The organism is Bradyrhizobium sp. in8p8, assembly GCF_000426845.1.
Lineage (GTDB): Bacteria > Pseudomonadota > Alphaproteobacteria > Rhizobiales > Xanthobacteraceae > Bradyrhizobium > Bradyrhizobium japonicum_C.
In genome coordinates this window covers 541,386-557,610 of the sequence record NZ_AUGD01000001.1, presented here as the reverse complement: position 1 = coordinate 557,610, position 16,225 = coordinate 541,386, and the positions used below count along the sequence as shown (strand labels likewise).

The window sequence follows — 16,225 nt, the reverse complement described above, 5'->3', positions numbered from 1 at the left end:
TCCATCTGGCCGCAGGCAGGTAGCCCGATGGATGCCCGGCTCGCGCTTCGCATCGCCCCGGAATCACGCCGGAGGCTGTCGCGGCGCCATGGCGCATCCGTGCACACAGTGTTATCTACCCTCAAATGGCATCTCTCCTGAGTACTTTCATCCTGCCGGCGGCAGCCGGCGCCGTGGCGTTGGTGCTGCTGCTCGGGCTCATCAACATGATGCGTGGCGGCTCGCCCAACACCTCGCAGAAGCTGATGCGCTGGCGCGTACTGCTTCAGTTCGTGGCGATCATCATCGCGATGGCCGCGGTCTGGGCGATGGGACGCTGACATGGTCGTATTGAACCGCATCTACACGAAGACCGGCGACGACGGCACGACGGCGCTGGGAACCGGTGAGCGCCGCCCCAAATACGATCTGCGCATCGAGGCCTATGGCACCGTTGACGAGACCAATGCCGCAATCGGCGTGGTCAGGCTCCACACCCGGGACATGCCCGAACTCGATGCGATGCTCGGCCGCATCCAGAATGATCTGTTCGATCTCGGTGCCGATCTCGCCGTGCCCGAACGGGAGGGGAAAGCCGAGCGGCTGCGGGTGGTGGCGAGCCAGGTCGAACGGCTCGAGCGCGACATCGACAGGCTCAACGACAAGCTCGCGCCGCTGACCTCCTTCGTGCTTCCGGGTGGCACGCCCGCCGCTGCCCATCTGCATGTGGCCCGAACGATATGCCGCCGGGCGGAACGTGTGATCGTGGAACTGGCGGCTCGGCCAGCCGAGACGGTTAACGCGGCTGGCATTCACTATATGAATCGCCTGTCCGACTTCCTGTTCGTGGCCAGCCGTGCTGCCAACGGCAATGGCGCCGGCGACGTGCTCTGGGTTCCCGGCCAGAACCGCTGACCCATCGCGCGCCCGCATCTCAGAGGGCCAAAATTAGAGCCGTTCGCGCGTTGACCGGGGCAGATCGGGCCTTTAGGTTCCGCGCCAGTTGATAACCCCCCTCCCAAATTGAGTGAAAGAGGATCGATGAAGGTCTTAGTGCCGGTAAAGCGGGTGGTCGATTACAACGTCAAGGTCCGCGTCAAGGGCGATGGATCGGGCGTTGAACTCGCCAACGTTAAAATGTCCATGAATCCGTTCGACGAGATCGCGGTCGAGGAAGCGCTGCGCCTGAAGGAAGCCGGCAAGGCCACTGAGGTTGTGGTGGTCTCGATCGGACCGGCGCAGGCGTCGGAGACGATCCGCACCGGCCTCGCCATGGGTGCCGACCGAGGCATCCTGGTGAAGGCCGAGGGCAATGTCGAGCCGCTCGCTGTCGCCAAGATCCTGAAGAAGGTCGCGGAAGAAGAGCAACCGGGCCTGATCATCCTCGGCAAGCAGGCGATCGACGATGACTCGAACCAGACCGGACAGATGCTGGCCGCGCTGCTCGGCTGGTCGCAGGCGACGTTCGCCTCCAAGCTCGAGGTCGAAGGGTCCGACTTCAAGGTCACCCGCGAAGTCGACGGCGGCCTGCAGACCGTGAAGCTGAAGGGGCCCGCGATCGTCACCACCGATCTTCGCCTCAACGAGCCACGCTACGCTTCGCTGCCCAACATCATGAAGGCCAAGAAGAAGCCGATCGCGGAGAAGACCGTGGCCGATTACGGCGTCGACGTCGCAGCGCGTCTCGAGATTCTCAAGACGACGGAGCCGGCCGGCCGCAAGGCAGGCGTCAAGGTCAAGGACGTCGCCGAGCTCGTGTCGAAACTCAAGAACGAAGCCGGGGTGCTCTGATGACGACGCTTCTAATTGCCGAACACGACAACGCGTCGCTCAAGGACGCTACCAACAAGGCTCTCACCGCAGCTGCCGCGCTCGGCGCGGACGTCGAGGTGCTGGTCGCCGGGCAGAATGCCAAGGCCGCGGCCGATGCCGCCGCGAAGCTTGCCGGCGTGAAGAAGGTGTTGCTCGCCGATGGCGATCTCTACGCGCACGACCTGGCCGAGCCGCTGGCCGCGCTGGTCGTATCGCTGGCGTCCGGCTACGACGCGATCGTCGCGCCGGCGACCTCGCGCTTCAAGAACGTGATGCCGCGCATTGCCGCCCTGCTTGACGTCATGCAGGTCTCGGAGATCATCAAGGTGGTCGCGCCCGACACATTCGAGCGGCCGATCTATGCCGGCAACGCCATCCAGACCGTGAAGTCGAAGGATGCCAAGAAGGTGATCACGGTGCGGACCTCCACCTTCGCCGCAGCGGGCGAAGGCGGCAGTGCGCCGGTCGAGAACGTTGCCGCGGCGGCCGATCCCGGCCTGTCGACCTTCGTCGGTGAGGAGGTCGCCAAGAGCGATCGTCCCGAGCTGACCTCGGCCAAGATCATCGTCTCCGGTGGCCGCGCGATGCAAAGCCGCGAGAACTTCGCCAAGTACATCGAGCCGCTCGCCGACAAGCTCGGCGCTGGCGTCGGTGCCTCGCGCGCCGCGGTCGACGCCGGCTATGCGCCGAACGACTGGCAGGTCGGCCAGACCGGCAAGGTCGTGGCCCCGGAGCTTTACGTTGCCGTCGGCATTTCCGGCGCCATCCAGCATCTGGCCGGCATGAAGGATTCCAAGGTGATCGTCGCGATCAACAAGGATGAGGACGCGCCGATCTTCCAGGTCGCCGATTACGGCTTGGTTGCAGATCTCTACCAGGCGGTTCCGGAGCTTACGGCCGAGCTCGGCAAGCTCGGCAAGTAAAAGGCAGGAAAAACACCGGCCGGAGGTATAAGCTCCGGCCGGTGTTGCATTTCTGAGGCGCTTTCTTTGGCGTTGGGCGCGCCTTCGAAGCGATCCAATCTAGGTTTCGAGCCAAGGTTCTGATTAAATCGATCCTCCCGGCTCGGGGGATAGGCAGGCGCGACATGCGCGCCGTTCCGGTGGATGACATTATGGCGGCAGAGATCAAGAAGGTCGGCGTGATCGGCGCGGGTCAGATGGGCAATGGCATCGCGCATGTCGCGGCGCTCGCCGGCTTCGACGTGATGCTCAACGACGTTTCGGCCGACCGCCTCAAGTCCGGCATGGCCACCATCAACGGCAATCTGGCGCGCCAGGTCTCCAAGAAGGTCGTCACCGAGGAGGCCAAGACCAAGGCGCTGGCGCGCATCTCGCCCGCGGAGAAGCTCGACGACCTCGCCGATTGCGACCTCGTCATCGAAACCGCGGTCGAGAAGGAAGAGGTCAAGCGCAAGATCTTCCACGAGCTCTGCGCCGTGTTGAAACCGGAGGCGATCATCGCCTCCGACACGTCGTCGATCTCGATCACGCGGCTGGCCGCCGCCACCGACCGGCCCGAGCGCTTCATCGGCATTCACTTCATGAATCCGGTGCCGTTGATGGAGTTGGTCGAGCTGATCCGCGGCATCGCTACTGACGACTCCACCTTCGAGACCGCCAAGGAATTCGTTGGCAAGCTCGGCAAGCAGGTCGCGGTCTCCGAGGATTTCCCCGCCTTCATCGTCAACCGCATCCTGCTGCCGATGATCAACGAGGCGATCTACACGCTGTACGAAGGCGTCGGCAATGTCGAGGCGATCGACGCCGCCATGAAGCTCGGGGCGCACCATCCCATGGGCCCGCTGGAGCTTGCCGACTTCATCGGTCTCGATACCTGCCTCTCCATCATGCAGGTGCTGCATGAGGGGCTGGCCGACTCCAAGTACCGCCCGTGCCCGTTGCTGGTGAAGTACGTCGAGGCCGGCTGGCTCGGCCGCAAGACCCAGCGCGGCTTCTACGATTACCGCGGCGCCAAGCCGGTTCCGACTCGTTGATCCGTTTCGTGACAATTCATGTCGCGTTAACCTCTCGCGCCTAGGTTACGGCCGGTAAGAGGGTTCGCGTAATGGACATGATGGCAATGGTCAGCACCATGCTGGCCGCTCAGCAAGGTGCGCTGCAGTCGAACATCGCGGCGACGCTGACCATGCAGAACATGGACATGGAGAAATCCACCGTCCTGACCCTGATGGGTGCCGGGCAGCCCTCGCTTGCCAATGTCGGTCCTGGCGTGGGCGGCAATCTCAACGTCACCGCCTGAGCTATTCTAGAGCGACGCGGCGGCCTTGCCGGTAGCGGCCCGGATCAGCTTGAGCGCGTCTTCGCTCGCCCATTCCGCCGGCCCCGCGATCGTCGCGATCTCGCAGCCTTGGGGATCGACCAGCACCGAGGTCGGCATGCCCAGCGCCCGGCCCACAGCCTTAAGATCCTGGAAAACCTTGGCTTTTTGGTCGCTGAAATAGGCGAGCCTGACAAGATTGGCCTCTTTCAGGAACGTCTTGGGCTTGTCCGGGTCGCGGGTGTCGATGTTGATCGCCACCACCTCGAAATTCGGGCCCGACAGCTTGCCCTGGAGCTCGTCCAGCGCCGGCATCTCCTTGCGGCAGGGCACGCACCACGTGGCCCAGAGGTTCACCAGCAGCGTCTTGCCGCGAAAGTCGGACAGTTTTTTCGGCTTGCCGTCGGCGTCCTCGAAGGCGAGGTCGGGCAGCTTCAACGGGGCGCTCGCCATGGTCAGCGCCGCCAACTCACCGTGGGCGAGGGGGGCGATCTTTTGCGCCGTCGCCACCGCCGGCTTGCAGGTCGGGTCGCCGGAAGGCGCCCGGCTCAGGCCGAACCCGTACAGTGCGGCGAAGCCGGCCAGGCCCACGACCGTCACGGCGGCGACGATGAGGGGGATCCGGCGCGTGGCCGAGGGCGTCTTGTCGAGCATATCGTTTGTCATCCGGTCGCAGATATGGCTATCAGGGGCCTCTTAATACGGCTGGTTGCGGCCAGCAAATGCGCGGTAATTCGAGGCGTGAGCACGGGATCATGAGCAACAAGATGTGGGGCGGCCGATTCTCGGAACGTCCCGACGAGATCATGGAAGAGATCAACGTCTCCATCGACGTCGATCGTCACCTGTTCGCCCAGGACATTGCCGCGTCCAAGGCCCACGCCGCGATGCTGGCCGACCAGGGCATCATCACGGCCTCTGATGCGAAAAATATCGGCAAGGGTCTAGACACGATCTTGTCAGAGATCGGCAAGGGCGGCTTCGAGTTCAAGCGCGCGCTCGAGGACATTCACATGAACGTCGAGAGCCGCCTGTCGGAGCTGATCGGTCCGGCGGCCGGGAGGCTGCACACCGCGCGCTCGCGCAACGACCAGGTCGCGACTGATTTCCGCCTGTTCGTCCGCGACGTCATCGACGAGACCGATGCGGCGCTGGCCGCGTTCCAGCAGGCGCTGGTCGAGCGCGCGCTGGAGCATGCCGCGACCGTCATGCCCGGTTTCACGCATCTGCAGACCGCGCAGCCCGTGACCTTCGGCCACCATTTGCTCGCCTATGTCGAGATGGCCGCGCGCGACCGCGGCCGGTTCCAGGATGCGCGCAAGCGGCTCAATGAATCCCCGCTCGGCGCGGCCGCGCTGGCCGGCACCTCGTTCCCGATCGATCGCCACGCCACCGCGAAGGCGCTTCTGTTCGACCGGCCGATGGCGAACTCGCTCGACGCGGTCTCCGACCGCGACTTCGTGCTGGAGACGTTGTCGGCGGCCGCGATTTGCGCCGTGCACATGTCGCGCTTTGCCGAGGAGATCGTGATCTGGACCTCGCCTTTGGTCGGCCTGATCCGACTCAGCGACAAGTTCACGACCGGCTCCTCGATCATGCCGCAGAAGCGCAACCCGGATGCTGCCGAGCTGGTGCGCGCCAAGACCGGCCGCGTCATCGGCGCGCTCAATGGCCTCCTGATCGTCATGAAGGGCCTGCCGCTCGCCTATCAAAAGGACATGCAGGAGGACAAGCAGGGCGCCATGGAAGGGTTCGCTGCGCTGTCGCTGGCGATCCGCGCCATGACCGGCATGGTCCACGACCTCGTGCCCGACGAAGCCAAGATGAAGGCGGCCGCAGGCGAGGGCTACGCCACCGCGACCGACCTCGCCGACTGGCTGGTGCGGACCTTGAAGATGCCGTTCCGCGAGGCCCATCACGTCACCGGCCGCATCGTCGCCAAGGCCGCCGAGGGCGGCGTCGCCCTGCACGAACTGCCGCTCAAGGAGATGCAGGCGATCGAGCCAAGAATCACCAAGGATGTCCTCGGTGTGCTCTCGGTCGAATCCTCGGTGAAGAGCCGCACCAGCTTTGGCGGCACTGCGCCGAAGAACGTGGCGGCTCAGGCCAAGGCCTGGGCGAAGCGGCTGGAAAAAGAGCGAAAACGGGGCTGAGGGTAAAATTTCGCTGATGTTTCATAGTCATCCGGCTCTCGCCAGAGCGCGCCAATCTCTGTATGGTGCGGCCCGCGTAGTGGGGATTTCGTCGTGACGTCAAAGTTTCGCCCGGCCGGCTCGGGGTGGGCCATCATTGTCTTGAGCCTGACGGCGCTCGCGCTCGCCGGCTGCGGCCGCAAGGGCCCGCTGGACTTGCCGCCGACCGCGTCAACCGCCGGCGGTGCCGCACCGACCGATACCGAGACCGAAGCCCAGAGGACGCCGAGCGTGTTCAACCCAACCTACGGTGCGGATGCCGCACCCGCGGCAGGCAGGGGCAGGAAGAAACCGTTCATTCTCGACCCGCTCCTGGACGAACCTCCCGGCAAGAGATAAGCCGGCACAACCGAGCCCACGCCATGAACCATTTCGATTATCGCAACGGCGTGCTGCACGCCGAGGCGGTGAATCTGTCCGAGCTGGCCGCGACCGTCGGCACGCCGTTCTATTGCTATTCGACTGCAACGCTCGAGCGGCACTACCGCGTCTTCGCGGACGCCTTCGCCGGCGAGAAGGTGCTGGTCTGCTACGCCATGAAGGCGAACTCGAACCAGTCGGTGCTGCGCACGCTGGCCAAGCTCGGCGCCGGTGCTGACGTCGTCTCCGGCGGCGAGCTGAAGCGCGCACTGGCCGCCGGCATTCCCGCCAGCAAGATCGTCTTCTCCGGCGTCGGCAAGACGGAAGAGGAGCTGCGCGCAGCGCTCGCTGCCGACATCCTTTGTCTCAACGTCGAATCGGAGCCCGAGCTCGAATTGTTGTCGCGCCTGGCGACAGAGACGGGCAAGACCGCCCGGATCTCGCTGCGCGTCAACCCCGACGTCGATGCCGGCACGCATGCAAAAATCTCCACCGGCAAGTCCGAGAACAAGTTCGGCATCCCGATCGTGCATGCCCGCGAGGTCTACGCGCGCGCCGCGAAGCTCCCGGGCATCGAGGTGACCGGGGCCGACGTGCATATCGGCAGCCAGATCACCGACCTTTCCGGCATGGAGACCGCGTTCCGCATCCTCTCCGAATTCGTGCAGACGCTGCGCGCCGATGGCCACAACATCAGCCACGTCGATTTCGGCGGCGGCCTCGGCATTCCCTATGACATGGACGGCGAGGTGCCGCCGGCGCCGGATGCCTATGCCGCCATGGTCAAGCGCGTCAGCCACAATCTCGGTTGCACGCTGATGTTCGAGCCGGGCCGTATGATCGTCGGCAACGCCGGCATCCTGGTCACGAAGGTCATTTATGTGAAGCACGGCGACGGCAAGAATTTCGTCATCATCGATGCAGCCATGAACGATTTGATCCGCCCGACGCTGTATGAGGCCTATCACGACATCTTGCCGGTGAAGCAGCCCGCGAAGGGTGCCGCCTCCATCAAGGCGGACGTCGTCGGCCCCGTCTGCGAAACCGGCGACTATCTCGCCCTCGATCGCACGCTGCCGACGCCGAAGGCGGGCGATCTCCTCGCCATCATGACCGCAGGCGCCTACGGTGCGGTGCAGGCCGGTACATACAACACCAGGCCGCTGGTGCCCGAGGTGCTGGTGAAGGGCGACCAATATGCCGTGGTGCGCCCGCGCGTCGAGGTCGAGCAGCTGATCGCGATGGACAAGCCTGCGCCGTGGCTGTGAGCTGACGACCCGCTGCAACGACCTCGGTGTCGTCCCCGCGAAGGCGGGGACCCATAACAACAGGGATAAGTTGCTCCGCGAAATCGGTCACTACGAGTCTTCGCCAAATCCTGCCCCGTGATTATGGGTCCCGGGCTCGCGCTTCGCGCGCCCCGGGGACGACAGCGGAGATTGGGGCGGCTATTTTCCTGCCAATCCACCCTTCGCTCCACCCACCACCACCCCCGCCTTCTTCTCGATCGGCTTGATCGCCGCGGTGAAATCGGACTCGGCGCCTTCCGTGCTGATCACCGTCTCCCATAGCCGCCCGACTGCGTCCGCAACCTCCATCGACAGGCCGAGCTGCTTCATCTCCTCCAGCGCCAGGCGCACGTCCTTCACCATCAATCCGGTGGCGAAGCCGAAATCGAACGTGCGCGGCAGCACCGCGCGCGGGAATTTATCGCGGCTCGCGGTATTCATGCCCGAGCCCGCATTGATGACGTCGATCATCACTGCGGGATCGAGGCCGGCCTTCACGCCCATCACCACCGCTTCCGAGGTCGCCACGATCGCGGTCGCTGACAGGAAATTGTTGGCGAGCTTCATGGTCTGCGCCGCGCCGGGCTTCTCGCCGATGAAGAAGACCTTTCCGATGACGTCGAGCGCAGGCTTCAACAGCTCGAACTCGGCCCTAGGCCCCGACACCATCACCGCAAGCGTGCCCTTCTCGGCGCCGCCGACGCCGCCGGAGACGGGACAGTCGATCTGCACGATGTTGCGCTTGGCGAGCAGGCCATGAATCTTCGCAGCCATCGCCGAGCCGACGGTCGACAGATCGACGAAGCGCTTGGCGCGTCTGCCCTCGATCACGCCGTTTGCGCCCGTCGCGACCTCGAGCGAAGCCTGCAGCGAGGGCAGGCTCGCCATGACCGTCTCGACCTGATCGGCGACGTCCTTTGGCGAAGTCGCCGGCGTGGCGCCGCGCACCACGAGCTTGTCCATGATCTCCTTACGCGTATCGAAAACGACGAGCCTGTGTCCCGCCTCGATCAGCCGCCGCGCCATCGGGAAGCCCATGTTTCCAAGCCCGATGAATCCGATGTCCATGGTGATCCTTCCTCCCGTCGTCATTGCTTCGTTGCTTCGCTCCCGATCACGGAGCAATACGATTTCAGAGCGGCTATCCTGTCTTACGCCTTGCCGTCGATCTCCGCGAACACCTCGCGCGCGATCCGAAAGCTGTCGACTGCGGCCGGCATGCCGCCGTAGATCGCGACCTGCATCAGGATCTCGCGGATCTCGTCGCGCGTCACGCCATTGGTCAGGGCGCCCTTCAAATGCGCCCGAAACTCGTGCTGGCGGTTGAGGATCGCGATCATCGCGATGTTGAGCATGCTGCGGGTCTTGCGCGGCAGCTCCTCGCGGCCCCATACCGTGCCCCAGCAATATTCGTTGAGCATCTCCTGGAACGGGCGATTGAAATCGTCGACGTTTTTCAGGGCGTTGTTGACATAGGCCTCGCCCAGCACCGCTTTGCGGACTTCCAGGCCCTTGTCGTGCATCTTCTTGTCCATGACGTTTCCTTCGTTTCTCTGGTGGATGGCGCGCGGAAATTACGGGGTTGTTCCGAGCCAGTCACGTCCTCGTGTTATGCGGGAAAAGGGGGCTCTCCCGTACAGGAACGGATGCCTCAGTGCTGCCGTTGTGATACGCTTTGCTCTACCGGGCAACCTGGAGAGTTGATTGAACGGCGTCACCCCCGACCCGTCAGACCCGATCCGCAACAGTGATGCGCTGTCGCGGCTGAAGCTGGCGCAGGCCCTCGACCGGGCTACTTATGCCATCGCGTGGGAGCGTGCCTGGCCCAATGTGGCGCGCCTCCTGACCGTCGTCGGCCTGTTTCTGGTGGTGTCCTGGGCCGGCCTCTGGCTGGCGGTGCCGTTCCTGGCCCGGGCCATTGGCCTGGGGCTCTTCGCCGCCGTCGCACTTGCCGCCCTGTTCCCGTTGAGTCGCTTCCGCTGGCCGAGCCGCGAGGAAGCGCTCGCCCGGCTCGATCGTGGCTCCGGCATCCGTCACCGCCCGGCCACCACGCTCACGGACACGCTGACCTCGCAGGATCCGGTCGCGCAGGCGCTGTGGCAGGCGCAGCGCGAGCGTACGCTGGCCTCCCTCAAGCGCATCCACGCCGGTCTGCCGCACCCGCGGCTCGCGCTTCACGACCCCTGGGCGCTGCGGGCGCTGGTCATGGTGATGCTGGTTGCGACCTTCTTCGCCGCCGGTGACGAGCGTGCGATGCGGCTTGGCGCCGCCTTCAACTGGAATGGGGTGCTGGCGCCGACCAATGTTCGCGTCGACGCCTGGGTCACGCCGCCGCTCTATACCGGCAAGCCGCCGGTTATCCTGTCGGCCGCCAACAAGGAGGCCGCGGCGCTGCCCGCCAGCGGTCCTCTCGCCGTTCCCGCCGGCTCGACCCTGATCGTGCGCTCGTCCGGCGGTAGCCTCGATGTCGCCGTCTCGGGCGGCCTCAAGGAGGTGGCTCCCACCGAGGCTAGCCCCCAGGGGACCAACGAAAGGCATTTTGCCATTTCCGGCGACGGCACTGCACATGTCCGCGCGCCCTCCGGACAGCCGCAATGGGCCTTTGCGGCAACGCCAGACCGTGCGCCGACGATCGCGCTCGCCAAGGACCCGGAGCGCCAGGCGCGCGGCGCACTCCAGCTCTCCTACAAGATCGAGGACGATTACGGCGTCACCGGCGCCGAGGCGAAATTTGCCCTGCGTTCGACCGATGCCCCGGACGACACCAAGGACCCCGCCAAGGATGCGCCGAAGGCTGCCGGCGACGGCGACACCAGGACGGCTGCGCGTCCGCTGTTCCAGCCACCGCGATTCCCGCTCGCGCTGCCGAATGCGCGGACCCGCAACGCTGTCGGACAGTCGGTGAAGGATCTCAGCGAGGATCCCTATGCCGGCGCCGAGGTCGCGCTGACCCTCACGGCCAAGGACGAGGCCGGCAATGAGGCCACAAGCGAGGCATTCAATATGCGCCTGCCCGAACGGCTCTTCACGAAGCCGGTGGCACGTGCACTGATCGAGCAGCGCCGCATTCTCGCGCTCGACGCCAACAAGAACTCCGACGTGTATGCGGCGCTCGACGCCCTGATGATTGCGCCGGAAATGTTTACGCCGGAGCCCGGACAATATCTCGGCCTGCACAGCGTGGCCCGGCAGCTCGAGGCCGCGCGCACCGACGATGCCCTGCGCGAGGTCGTGGCGAGCCTGTGGGCGCTTGCGGTGACGATCGAGGACGGCAAGATCTCCGACGTCGAGAAGGCCCTGCGCGCAGCTCAGGATGCGCTGAAGCAGGCCTTGGAGCGCGGCGCGAGCGATGAAGAGATCAAGAAGCTCACGCAGGATCTGCGTCAGGCGCTGAACGATTTCATGCGCCAGCTTGCCGAGCAGCTCCGCAACAACAATGATCCGCAGCAGCTGGCGCGGCCGCTCGACCCTAATACCAAGGTCCTGCGGCAGCAGGATCTGCAGAACATGATCGACCGGATGGAGCGTCTGTCGCGGTCCGGCGACAAGGATGCCGCCAAGCAGCTGCTCGACCAGCTCCAGCAGATGCTGGAGGGCCTCCAGATGGCGCAGCCGGGGCAAGCCGGCGAGAGCGACATGGAGCAGGCGCTCAACGAGCTCGGCGATATGATCCGCAAGCAGCAGCAATTGCGCGACAAGACTTTCAAGCAGGGCCAGGATTCCCGGCGCGAACGCTCGCGCGGCAAGCAGCAACAGGGCGATCAGTCCATGTCCGAGCTGCAGCAGGACCAGCAGGGGCTGCGCGATCGGCTGAAGAAGTTGCAGGACGAGCTTGCCAAGCGCGGCCTTGGGCAGAAGGGAGAGAAGGGGCAGAAAGGACAGCAGGGACAGAAGGGCCAGCAAGGCGACCAGGGCCAGCCGGGTCAGAACGGCGATCAGGACGGCGACCAGGGCGATGACGACGGCGGTCTGGATGCCGCCGACGGTGCCATGGGCGATGCGGGATCAAAGCTCGGGGAGGGCAACGCCGACGGCGCCGTGGATTCGCAGGGCAAGGCGCTCGACGCGATGCGCAAGGGTGCGCAGAAGATGGCCGAGGCCATGCAGCAGGGCGATGGCGACGGCCAGGGCGATGGCCCTGGACAGCGCGCCGGGCGCCAGCAGAGCGGCGGCAACCAGACCGATCCGCTCGGCCGTCCGCTGCACGGGCGCGAATATGGCGACGATTACACGGTCAAGATTCCCGGCGAGATCGACACCCAGCGTGTTCGCCGCATTCTCGAAGAGCTCCGCCGCCGTCTCGGCGATCCCTCGCGCCCGCAGATCGAGCTCGATTACATCGAGCGGCTGCTGAAGGAGTTTTGAGCGGCAATCTGGAGAAGCAGCGCCGCTATCTCTTCTTCACTGCCAGCGCATCGGCAACCGCCGTGCGAATATCTGCGACCGAGAACGGCTTGGTCACGACATCATGGACCAGCGCATTCAGGTTCGAGGCGCGCTCGCGCTGGTCGGCAAAGCCGGTCATCAGCAAAATCGTCAGATCGGGGAAATCGCGCGCGGCGGAGAGCGCCAGCGCGATGCCGTCCATGACCGGCATCTGGATGTCGGTGAGCAGCAGGTCGAAAGCGCCGTGTTCGCGGGTCAGGATCTCCAGCGCCTCGGCGCCGTCCTGGGCGGTGACGGTCTCGTGGCCGTCCATCGCGATGGCGCGCGCCACAAGCGTGCGCATCGAGTCCTCGTCGTCGGCGATCAAGATTTTCGGCATGAGACCAACCTTTGGGCCCTGCGGGGTCGATTATACGCTGTCGCCGGCAATGTCGCGCCGGTTGAAGAAGCGAACGTCGATGTTGCGGCCCTCCGGCGGGGGCGAGGCGAGGCGCGAGCGGAAGAAGGCGCGCTCGCCGGGCCGCAGCACGGTCTGTTCCAGTACCGTATTCCAGGCGTAGATCTCCGCGCCTTGCGCGTCGCGCACGGCAAAGCGCAAGCGTGGGATATCGAGCGGCTTCTTACCCTGGCCGACGATCACGCCCTCGATGACCAGCACCTGCTTACCGTCTACGGTCTCGCTGGAGAGCTTGACGTCCTTGAAGGCGAGGCTCCGCAGGTTCACCTCGAGGCCGACCATCTTGTAGAACGCCGCCGTCTGCGGCAGCAGCCGCACCACGTCGCCGCGCCAGATCACCAGCGCCAGCACCAGTGCGCCCATCGCGGCGCAGGCGGTCGGCAGGCCAAAATAGGACCTGGGCGGAGCCGCGGTAGCAACCGGGCGACTTACCCGTGCGCCGCGGCGGCGGAACAGGCCGGAGAACCAGGATTGATGCTGCGCGCCGACGACCTCCGCCTCGGCCTGCCGAGCCGCCGCTGACCATTCGTCCTCGGCTTCCCTGGCAGCTTCGTCCGGCCAGTCGCTGGCAATCGAGGGACTGTCAACGACCGGCGCATCAGCGACGCCGTCGTCCTTGGCATAGGAGTTCCATTGCTCGGCGAGATCGGACTGCTCGTCGGCTCGGCCGGCCGCGGCCATGGCCGGAACGGAGGCCTCCTCGATCGCGTCCTCGGGATGAGCGATCCAGGTCTCTTTGCAGCGGGAACAGCGGACGGCCCGTCCGTTCGCCCCCAGGCTCGCAAGCTTGATCGCGTAGGATGTCATACAATGGGGGCAGACGATATGCATGGACGAGCCTTGATGCATGGACTGGTCTTGAAGAAGCCGCAGGCCCGGACAACCGGGCTGCCTGTATGCTACCGGGGGAGCGTTAACGAACCGGAAACCATAACGGTCGCAAAAGCCGTTAATCGCATATTGCGGGGCGATGGCGTGCAGCCTGCCGCCCCTCTCGAACGGAGCTGAGCTTGGTTCGGTTCGAAAATGTCGGATTGCGTTATGGCCTGGGGCCGGAGATCCTGCGCGATCTCAGCTTCCAGATTCCGGCGCATTCCTTCCAGTTTCTCACCGGACCGTCCGGCGCCGGCAAGACCTCCCTGCTGCGCCTGTTGTTTCTGTCGCATCGGCCGACGCGGGGCCTCGTCAACCTTTTCGGCCACGATATCTCGCAACTGGGCAAGGACGAGATCGCGGATTTGCGCAAGCGCATCGGCATCGTGCTCCAGGATTTCCGCCTGCTCGATCACATGACGACCTACGAGAACGTCGCGCTGCCGTTCCGCGTCATGGGCCGCAGCGAGTCGAGCTACCGCAAGGAGGTGATCGACCTGTTGCGCTGGGTCGGTCTCGGCGATCGCATGGACGCGCTGCCGCCGATCCTGTCGGGCGGCGAGAAGCAGCGCGCGGCGATCGCCCGCGCCGTGATCTCGCGGCCGCAGCTGCTGCTCGCGGACGAGCCGACCGGCAGCGTCGACCCGACGCTCGGACGCCGCCTGCTGCGGCTGTTCATCGAGCTCAACAAGTCAGGTACCGCCGTCATCATCGCTACCCACGACATCGGCCTGATGGATCAATACGAAGCACGACGGTTGGTGCTGCACCAGGGACGGCTGCACGTCTATGAGTAGGACCGACGAGCGCGGCGTCCTGGTCGACCTCGGGCAGGAGCGTCCGCAGCTTCCCGCCAAGGCGCGCAACATGTCGCCGATCGTCCCGCGCGCCTCGATCCACGGCCGCGCGCTGGTCGCCGTCGTCGCCATCATGAGCTTCCTCGCCTCGATGGCCACGGGCACGGTGCTGCTGGTGAGTGCCTCGGCCGCCGAATGGCAGTCCGACGTCGCGAGCGAGATCACCATCCAGGTTCGTCCGCAGGCCGGTCGTGACCTTGATCGTGACACCGCAGCCGTGACCGAGGCAATGCGTACGCAAGCCGGCATAGTCGAGGTCAAGCCGTTCACCAGGGAAGAGAGCGGCAGGCTGCTCGAGCCCTGGCTCGGCACCGGCCTGTCGATGGACGATCTGCCGGTGCCGCGCATGATCATCGCGCGCGTGCAGCCGGGCACGCCACTCGATCTCGGCGCCTTGCGCGCGCTCGTGACACAGGTTGCGCCGGGTGCCAGCGTCGACGATCACCGGGCCTGGATCGAGCGCATGCGCTCGATGACCAACGCGACCGTGCTGGCCGGCCTCGGCATCCTCGCGCTTGTCATCATCGCCACCATCATATCGGTCTCGTTCGCAACCCGCGGCGCCATGGCGGCGAACCGTCCGATCGTCGAAGTCCTGCATTTCGTCGGCGCCGGCGATCGCTACATTGCCAATCACTTCCTGCGTCATTTCCTCAGGCTGGGCCTTGAGGGCGGTCTGATCGGCGGCGGCGCGGCCATGCTGGTGTTCGGCTTCTCCGAGTCCGTCGCGGGCTGGTTCTCCGGTACCCCCGTCGGCGACCAGTTCGCCGCGCTGCTCGGCACCTTCTCGCTGCGGCCATCCGGCTACATCGTGCTCGCCGTCCAGGCCGTGCTGATCGGCGCCATCACCGCGGCGGCCGCACGCCAGACTCTGTTTGCGACGTTGAATGATGTTGATTGAGTTCTTTCTTTCCCGCTTGCTGTTGTAGAAGGCGACCGGTCTCAGACCGAGTTGTTCTTCGCACTAACCGGACTCCACTTCGCCCAAAAACGTCTTAAAATCATCTCAGGGAAGGGATCACCGACATCGCATGACCTCGCCGACCGACGATCGATCGCCGAAACTGCCGCGCGGCTGGCTGCGCGCGGCCATCGTGTCGACGATCGCGCTTGCCCTCGTCGCCGCGGCCGCAGGCTTCCTTGCATTCCTGTCGCAATTGCGCGGCGTGGAGACGGTGCCCGACCGCAAGGCGGACGGGATCGTGGTGTTGACCGGCGGCTCCTCGCGGGTATCGGACGCGATGGAGCTGCTCGCTGCCGGCTACGGCAGGCGGCTCCTGATCTCCGGCGTGCATCCGACTTCGACGGCGAGCGACATCTCCCGGACCCTGCCGGAGAACCAGTCATTCATGACCTGTTGCGTCGATCTCGACCGTACCGCGCTCACGACCCGCGGCAACGCAGCGGAGGCGCGCCGCTGGGCCGAGGGGCGCCGGTTCAGATCGCTGATCGTGGTCACCTCCAACTATCATATGCCGCGCGCGCTGGTGGAATTTTCACATGCGATGCCACAGACGACGCTGATCCCGTTCGCCGTGGTCGGCGAAAAATGGCGCGAGGAGCCGTGGTGGACGTCGGGCTCGACGCTCCGGCTGCTTCTGTCGGAATATGTCAAATACATCGCGGCCGAGCTCAGGGTGCGGCTGGAGGATCTCGGGATTGACCTTTGGCCCGAGATATCGGAGCAGCCTGCAGGTCAGCAGCCGAAGCGGCCCGCCACCGCACAGGCCAATTGATCGG

General features: G+C 65.3%; 18 protein-coding genes. 13 read left to right on the top strand and 5 right to left on the bottom strand.

Going from position 1 to position 16,225, the window contains the following annotated elements:
* The first annotated feature begins 125 nt into the window (after window positions 1–125).
* From K408_RS0102645 to K408_RS0102620, 6 genes are all read left to right on the top strand, one after another.
* A complete protein-coding gene (locus K408_RS0102645) occupies window positions 126–320 on the top strand; it encodes a twin transmembrane helix small protein (RefSeq protein WP_024337274.1) in 195 nt (64 codons plus the stop codon).
* A 1-nt stretch (window position 321) separates the two neighbouring features.
* A complete protein-coding gene (locus K408_RS0102640) occupies window positions 322–894 on the top strand; it encodes a cob(I)yrinic acid a,c-diamide adenosyltransferase (RefSeq protein WP_024337275.1) in 573 nt (190 codons plus the stop codon).
* A gap of 126 nt (window positions 895–1,020) precedes the next feature.
* Window positions 1,021–1,770, top strand: coding sequence for an electron transfer flavoprotein subunit beta/FixA family protein (locus K408_RS0102635; protein WP_024337276.1), 750 nt, complete (start codon window positions 1,021–1,023; stop codon window positions 1,768–1,770).
* Window positions 1,770–2,714: an electron transfer flavoprotein subunit alpha/FixB family protein gene (locus K408_RS0102630; protein ID WP_024337277.1), complete on the top strand. Its 945-nt coding sequence runs from the start codon at window positions 1,770–1,772 to the stop codon at window positions 2,712–2,714. The genes K408_RS0102635 and K408_RS0102630 overlap by 1 nt, the downstream gene beginning before the upstream one ends.
* A 191-nt stretch (window positions 2,715–2,905) precedes the next feature.
* A complete protein-coding gene (locus K408_RS0102625; protein ID WP_024337278.1) occupies window positions 2,906–3,787 on the top strand; it encodes a 3-hydroxybutyryl-CoA dehydrogenase in 882 nt (293 codons plus the stop codon).
* A gap of 71 nt (window positions 3,788–3,858) precedes the next feature.
* Complete coding sequence (locus K408_RS0102620) at window positions 3,859–4,053, top strand: hypothetical protein (protein WP_024337279.1); 195 nt, start codon at window positions 3,859–3,861, stop codon at window positions 4,051–4,053.
* A 6-nt stretch (window positions 4,054–4,059) separates the two neighbouring features.
* On the opposite strand, the gene tlpA is transcribed toward K408_RS0102620, so the two are convergent.
* Window positions 4,060–4,725, bottom strand: a complete 666-nt coding sequence (gene tlpA / locus K408_RS0102615; protein ID WP_024337280.1) for a thiol:disulfide interchange protein TlpA — start codon at window positions 4,723–4,725, stop codon at window positions 4,060–4,062.
* A gap of 101 nt (window positions 4,726–4,826) precedes the next feature.
* Between tlpA and argH the strand changes: the two genes are divergently transcribed.
* The 3 genes from argH (at window position 4,827) to lysA (ending at window position 7,891) form a co-directional block, all read left to right on the top strand.
* Window positions 4,827–6,224: an argininosuccinate lyase gene (gene argH / locus K408_RS0102610; protein ID WP_024337281.1), complete on the top strand. Its 1,398-nt coding sequence runs from the start codon at window positions 4,827–4,829 to the stop codon at window positions 6,222–6,224.
* Between the two features lie 93 nt (window positions 6,225–6,317).
* Window positions 6,318–6,602: an LPS translocon maturation chaperone LptM gene (lptM, locus tag K408_RS0102605; protein ID WP_024337282.1), complete on the top strand. Its 285-nt coding sequence runs from the start codon at window positions 6,318–6,320 to the stop codon at window positions 6,600–6,602.
* Window positions 6,603–6,625: 23 nt separating this feature from the next.
* A complete protein-coding gene (gene lysA / locus K408_RS0102600; RefSeq protein ID WP_024337283.1) occupies window positions 6,626–7,891 on the top strand; it encodes a diaminopimelate decarboxylase in 1,266 nt (421 codons plus the stop codon).
* Between the two features lie 180 nt (window positions 7,892–8,071).
* On the opposite strand, the gene K408_RS0102595 is transcribed toward lysA, so the two are convergent.
* The gene (locus K408_RS0102595; RefSeq protein ID WP_024337284.1) at window positions 8,072–8,980 is read right to left on the bottom strand and encodes an NAD(P)-dependent oxidoreductase; all 909 of its coding nucleotides are present in this window, start codon (window positions 8,978–8,980) and stop codon (window positions 8,072–8,074) included.
* An 83-nt stretch (window positions 8,981–9,063) separates the two neighbouring features.
* Window positions 9,064–9,447 carry a carboxymuconolactone decarboxylase family protein gene (locus K408_RS0102590; protein WP_008567285.1) on the bottom strand — a complete coding sequence of 128 codons (384 nt, stop codon included), beginning with the start codon at window positions 9,445–9,447 and terminating at the stop codon, window positions 9,064–9,066.
* Window positions 9,448–9,616: 169 nt separating this feature from the next.
* Here K408_RS0102590 and K408_RS0102585 point away from each other — a divergent pair, with 169 nt between their 5' ends.
* Window positions 9,617–12,277, top strand: coding sequence for a TIGR02302 family protein (locus K408_RS0102585; RefSeq protein ID WP_024337285.1), 2,661 nt, complete (start codon window positions 9,617–9,619; stop codon window positions 12,275–12,277).
* A 25-nt stretch (window positions 12,278–12,302) separates the two neighbouring features.
* On the opposite strand, the gene K408_RS0102580 is transcribed toward K408_RS0102585, so the two are convergent.
* Entirely contained in the window at window positions 12,303–12,677 is a 375-nt protein-coding gene (locus tag K408_RS0102580; protein ID WP_024337286.1) for a response regulator, read from the bottom strand.
* A gap of 30 nt (window positions 12,678–12,707) precedes the next feature.
* Window positions 12,708–13,586 (bottom strand): MJ0042-type zinc finger domain-containing protein, encoded by an 879-nt coding sequence (locus tag K408_RS0102575; RefSeq protein WP_024337287.1) that lies wholly within the window; start codon window positions 13,584–13,586, stop codon window positions 12,708–12,710.
* A 179-nt stretch (window positions 13,587–13,765) separates the two neighbouring features.
* Here K408_RS0102575 and ftsE point away from each other — a divergent pair, with 179 nt between their 5' ends.
* The 3 genes from ftsE (at window position 13,766) to K408_RS0102560 (ending at window position 16,221) form a co-directional block, all read left to right on the top strand.
* Window positions 13,766–14,425: a cell division ATP-binding protein FtsE gene (gene ftsE / locus K408_RS0102570; RefSeq protein ID WP_018646542.1), complete on the top strand. Its 660-nt coding sequence runs from the start codon at window positions 13,766–13,768 to the stop codon at window positions 14,423–14,425.
* Window positions 14,418–15,386 carry a cell division protein FtsX gene (locus K408_RS0102565; protein WP_024337288.1) on the top strand — a complete coding sequence of 323 codons (969 nt, stop codon included), beginning with the start codon at window positions 14,418–14,420 and terminating at the stop codon, window positions 15,384–15,386. Before ftsE ends, K408_RS0102565 begins: the two co-directional genes overlap by 8 nt.
* A gap of 130 nt (window positions 15,387–15,516) precedes the next feature.
* Entirely contained in the window at window positions 15,517–16,221 is a 705-nt protein-coding gene (locus K408_RS0102560; protein WP_024337289.1) for a YdcF family protein, read from the top strand.
* The last annotated feature ends 4 nt before the right edge of the window (window positions 16,222–16,225 follow it).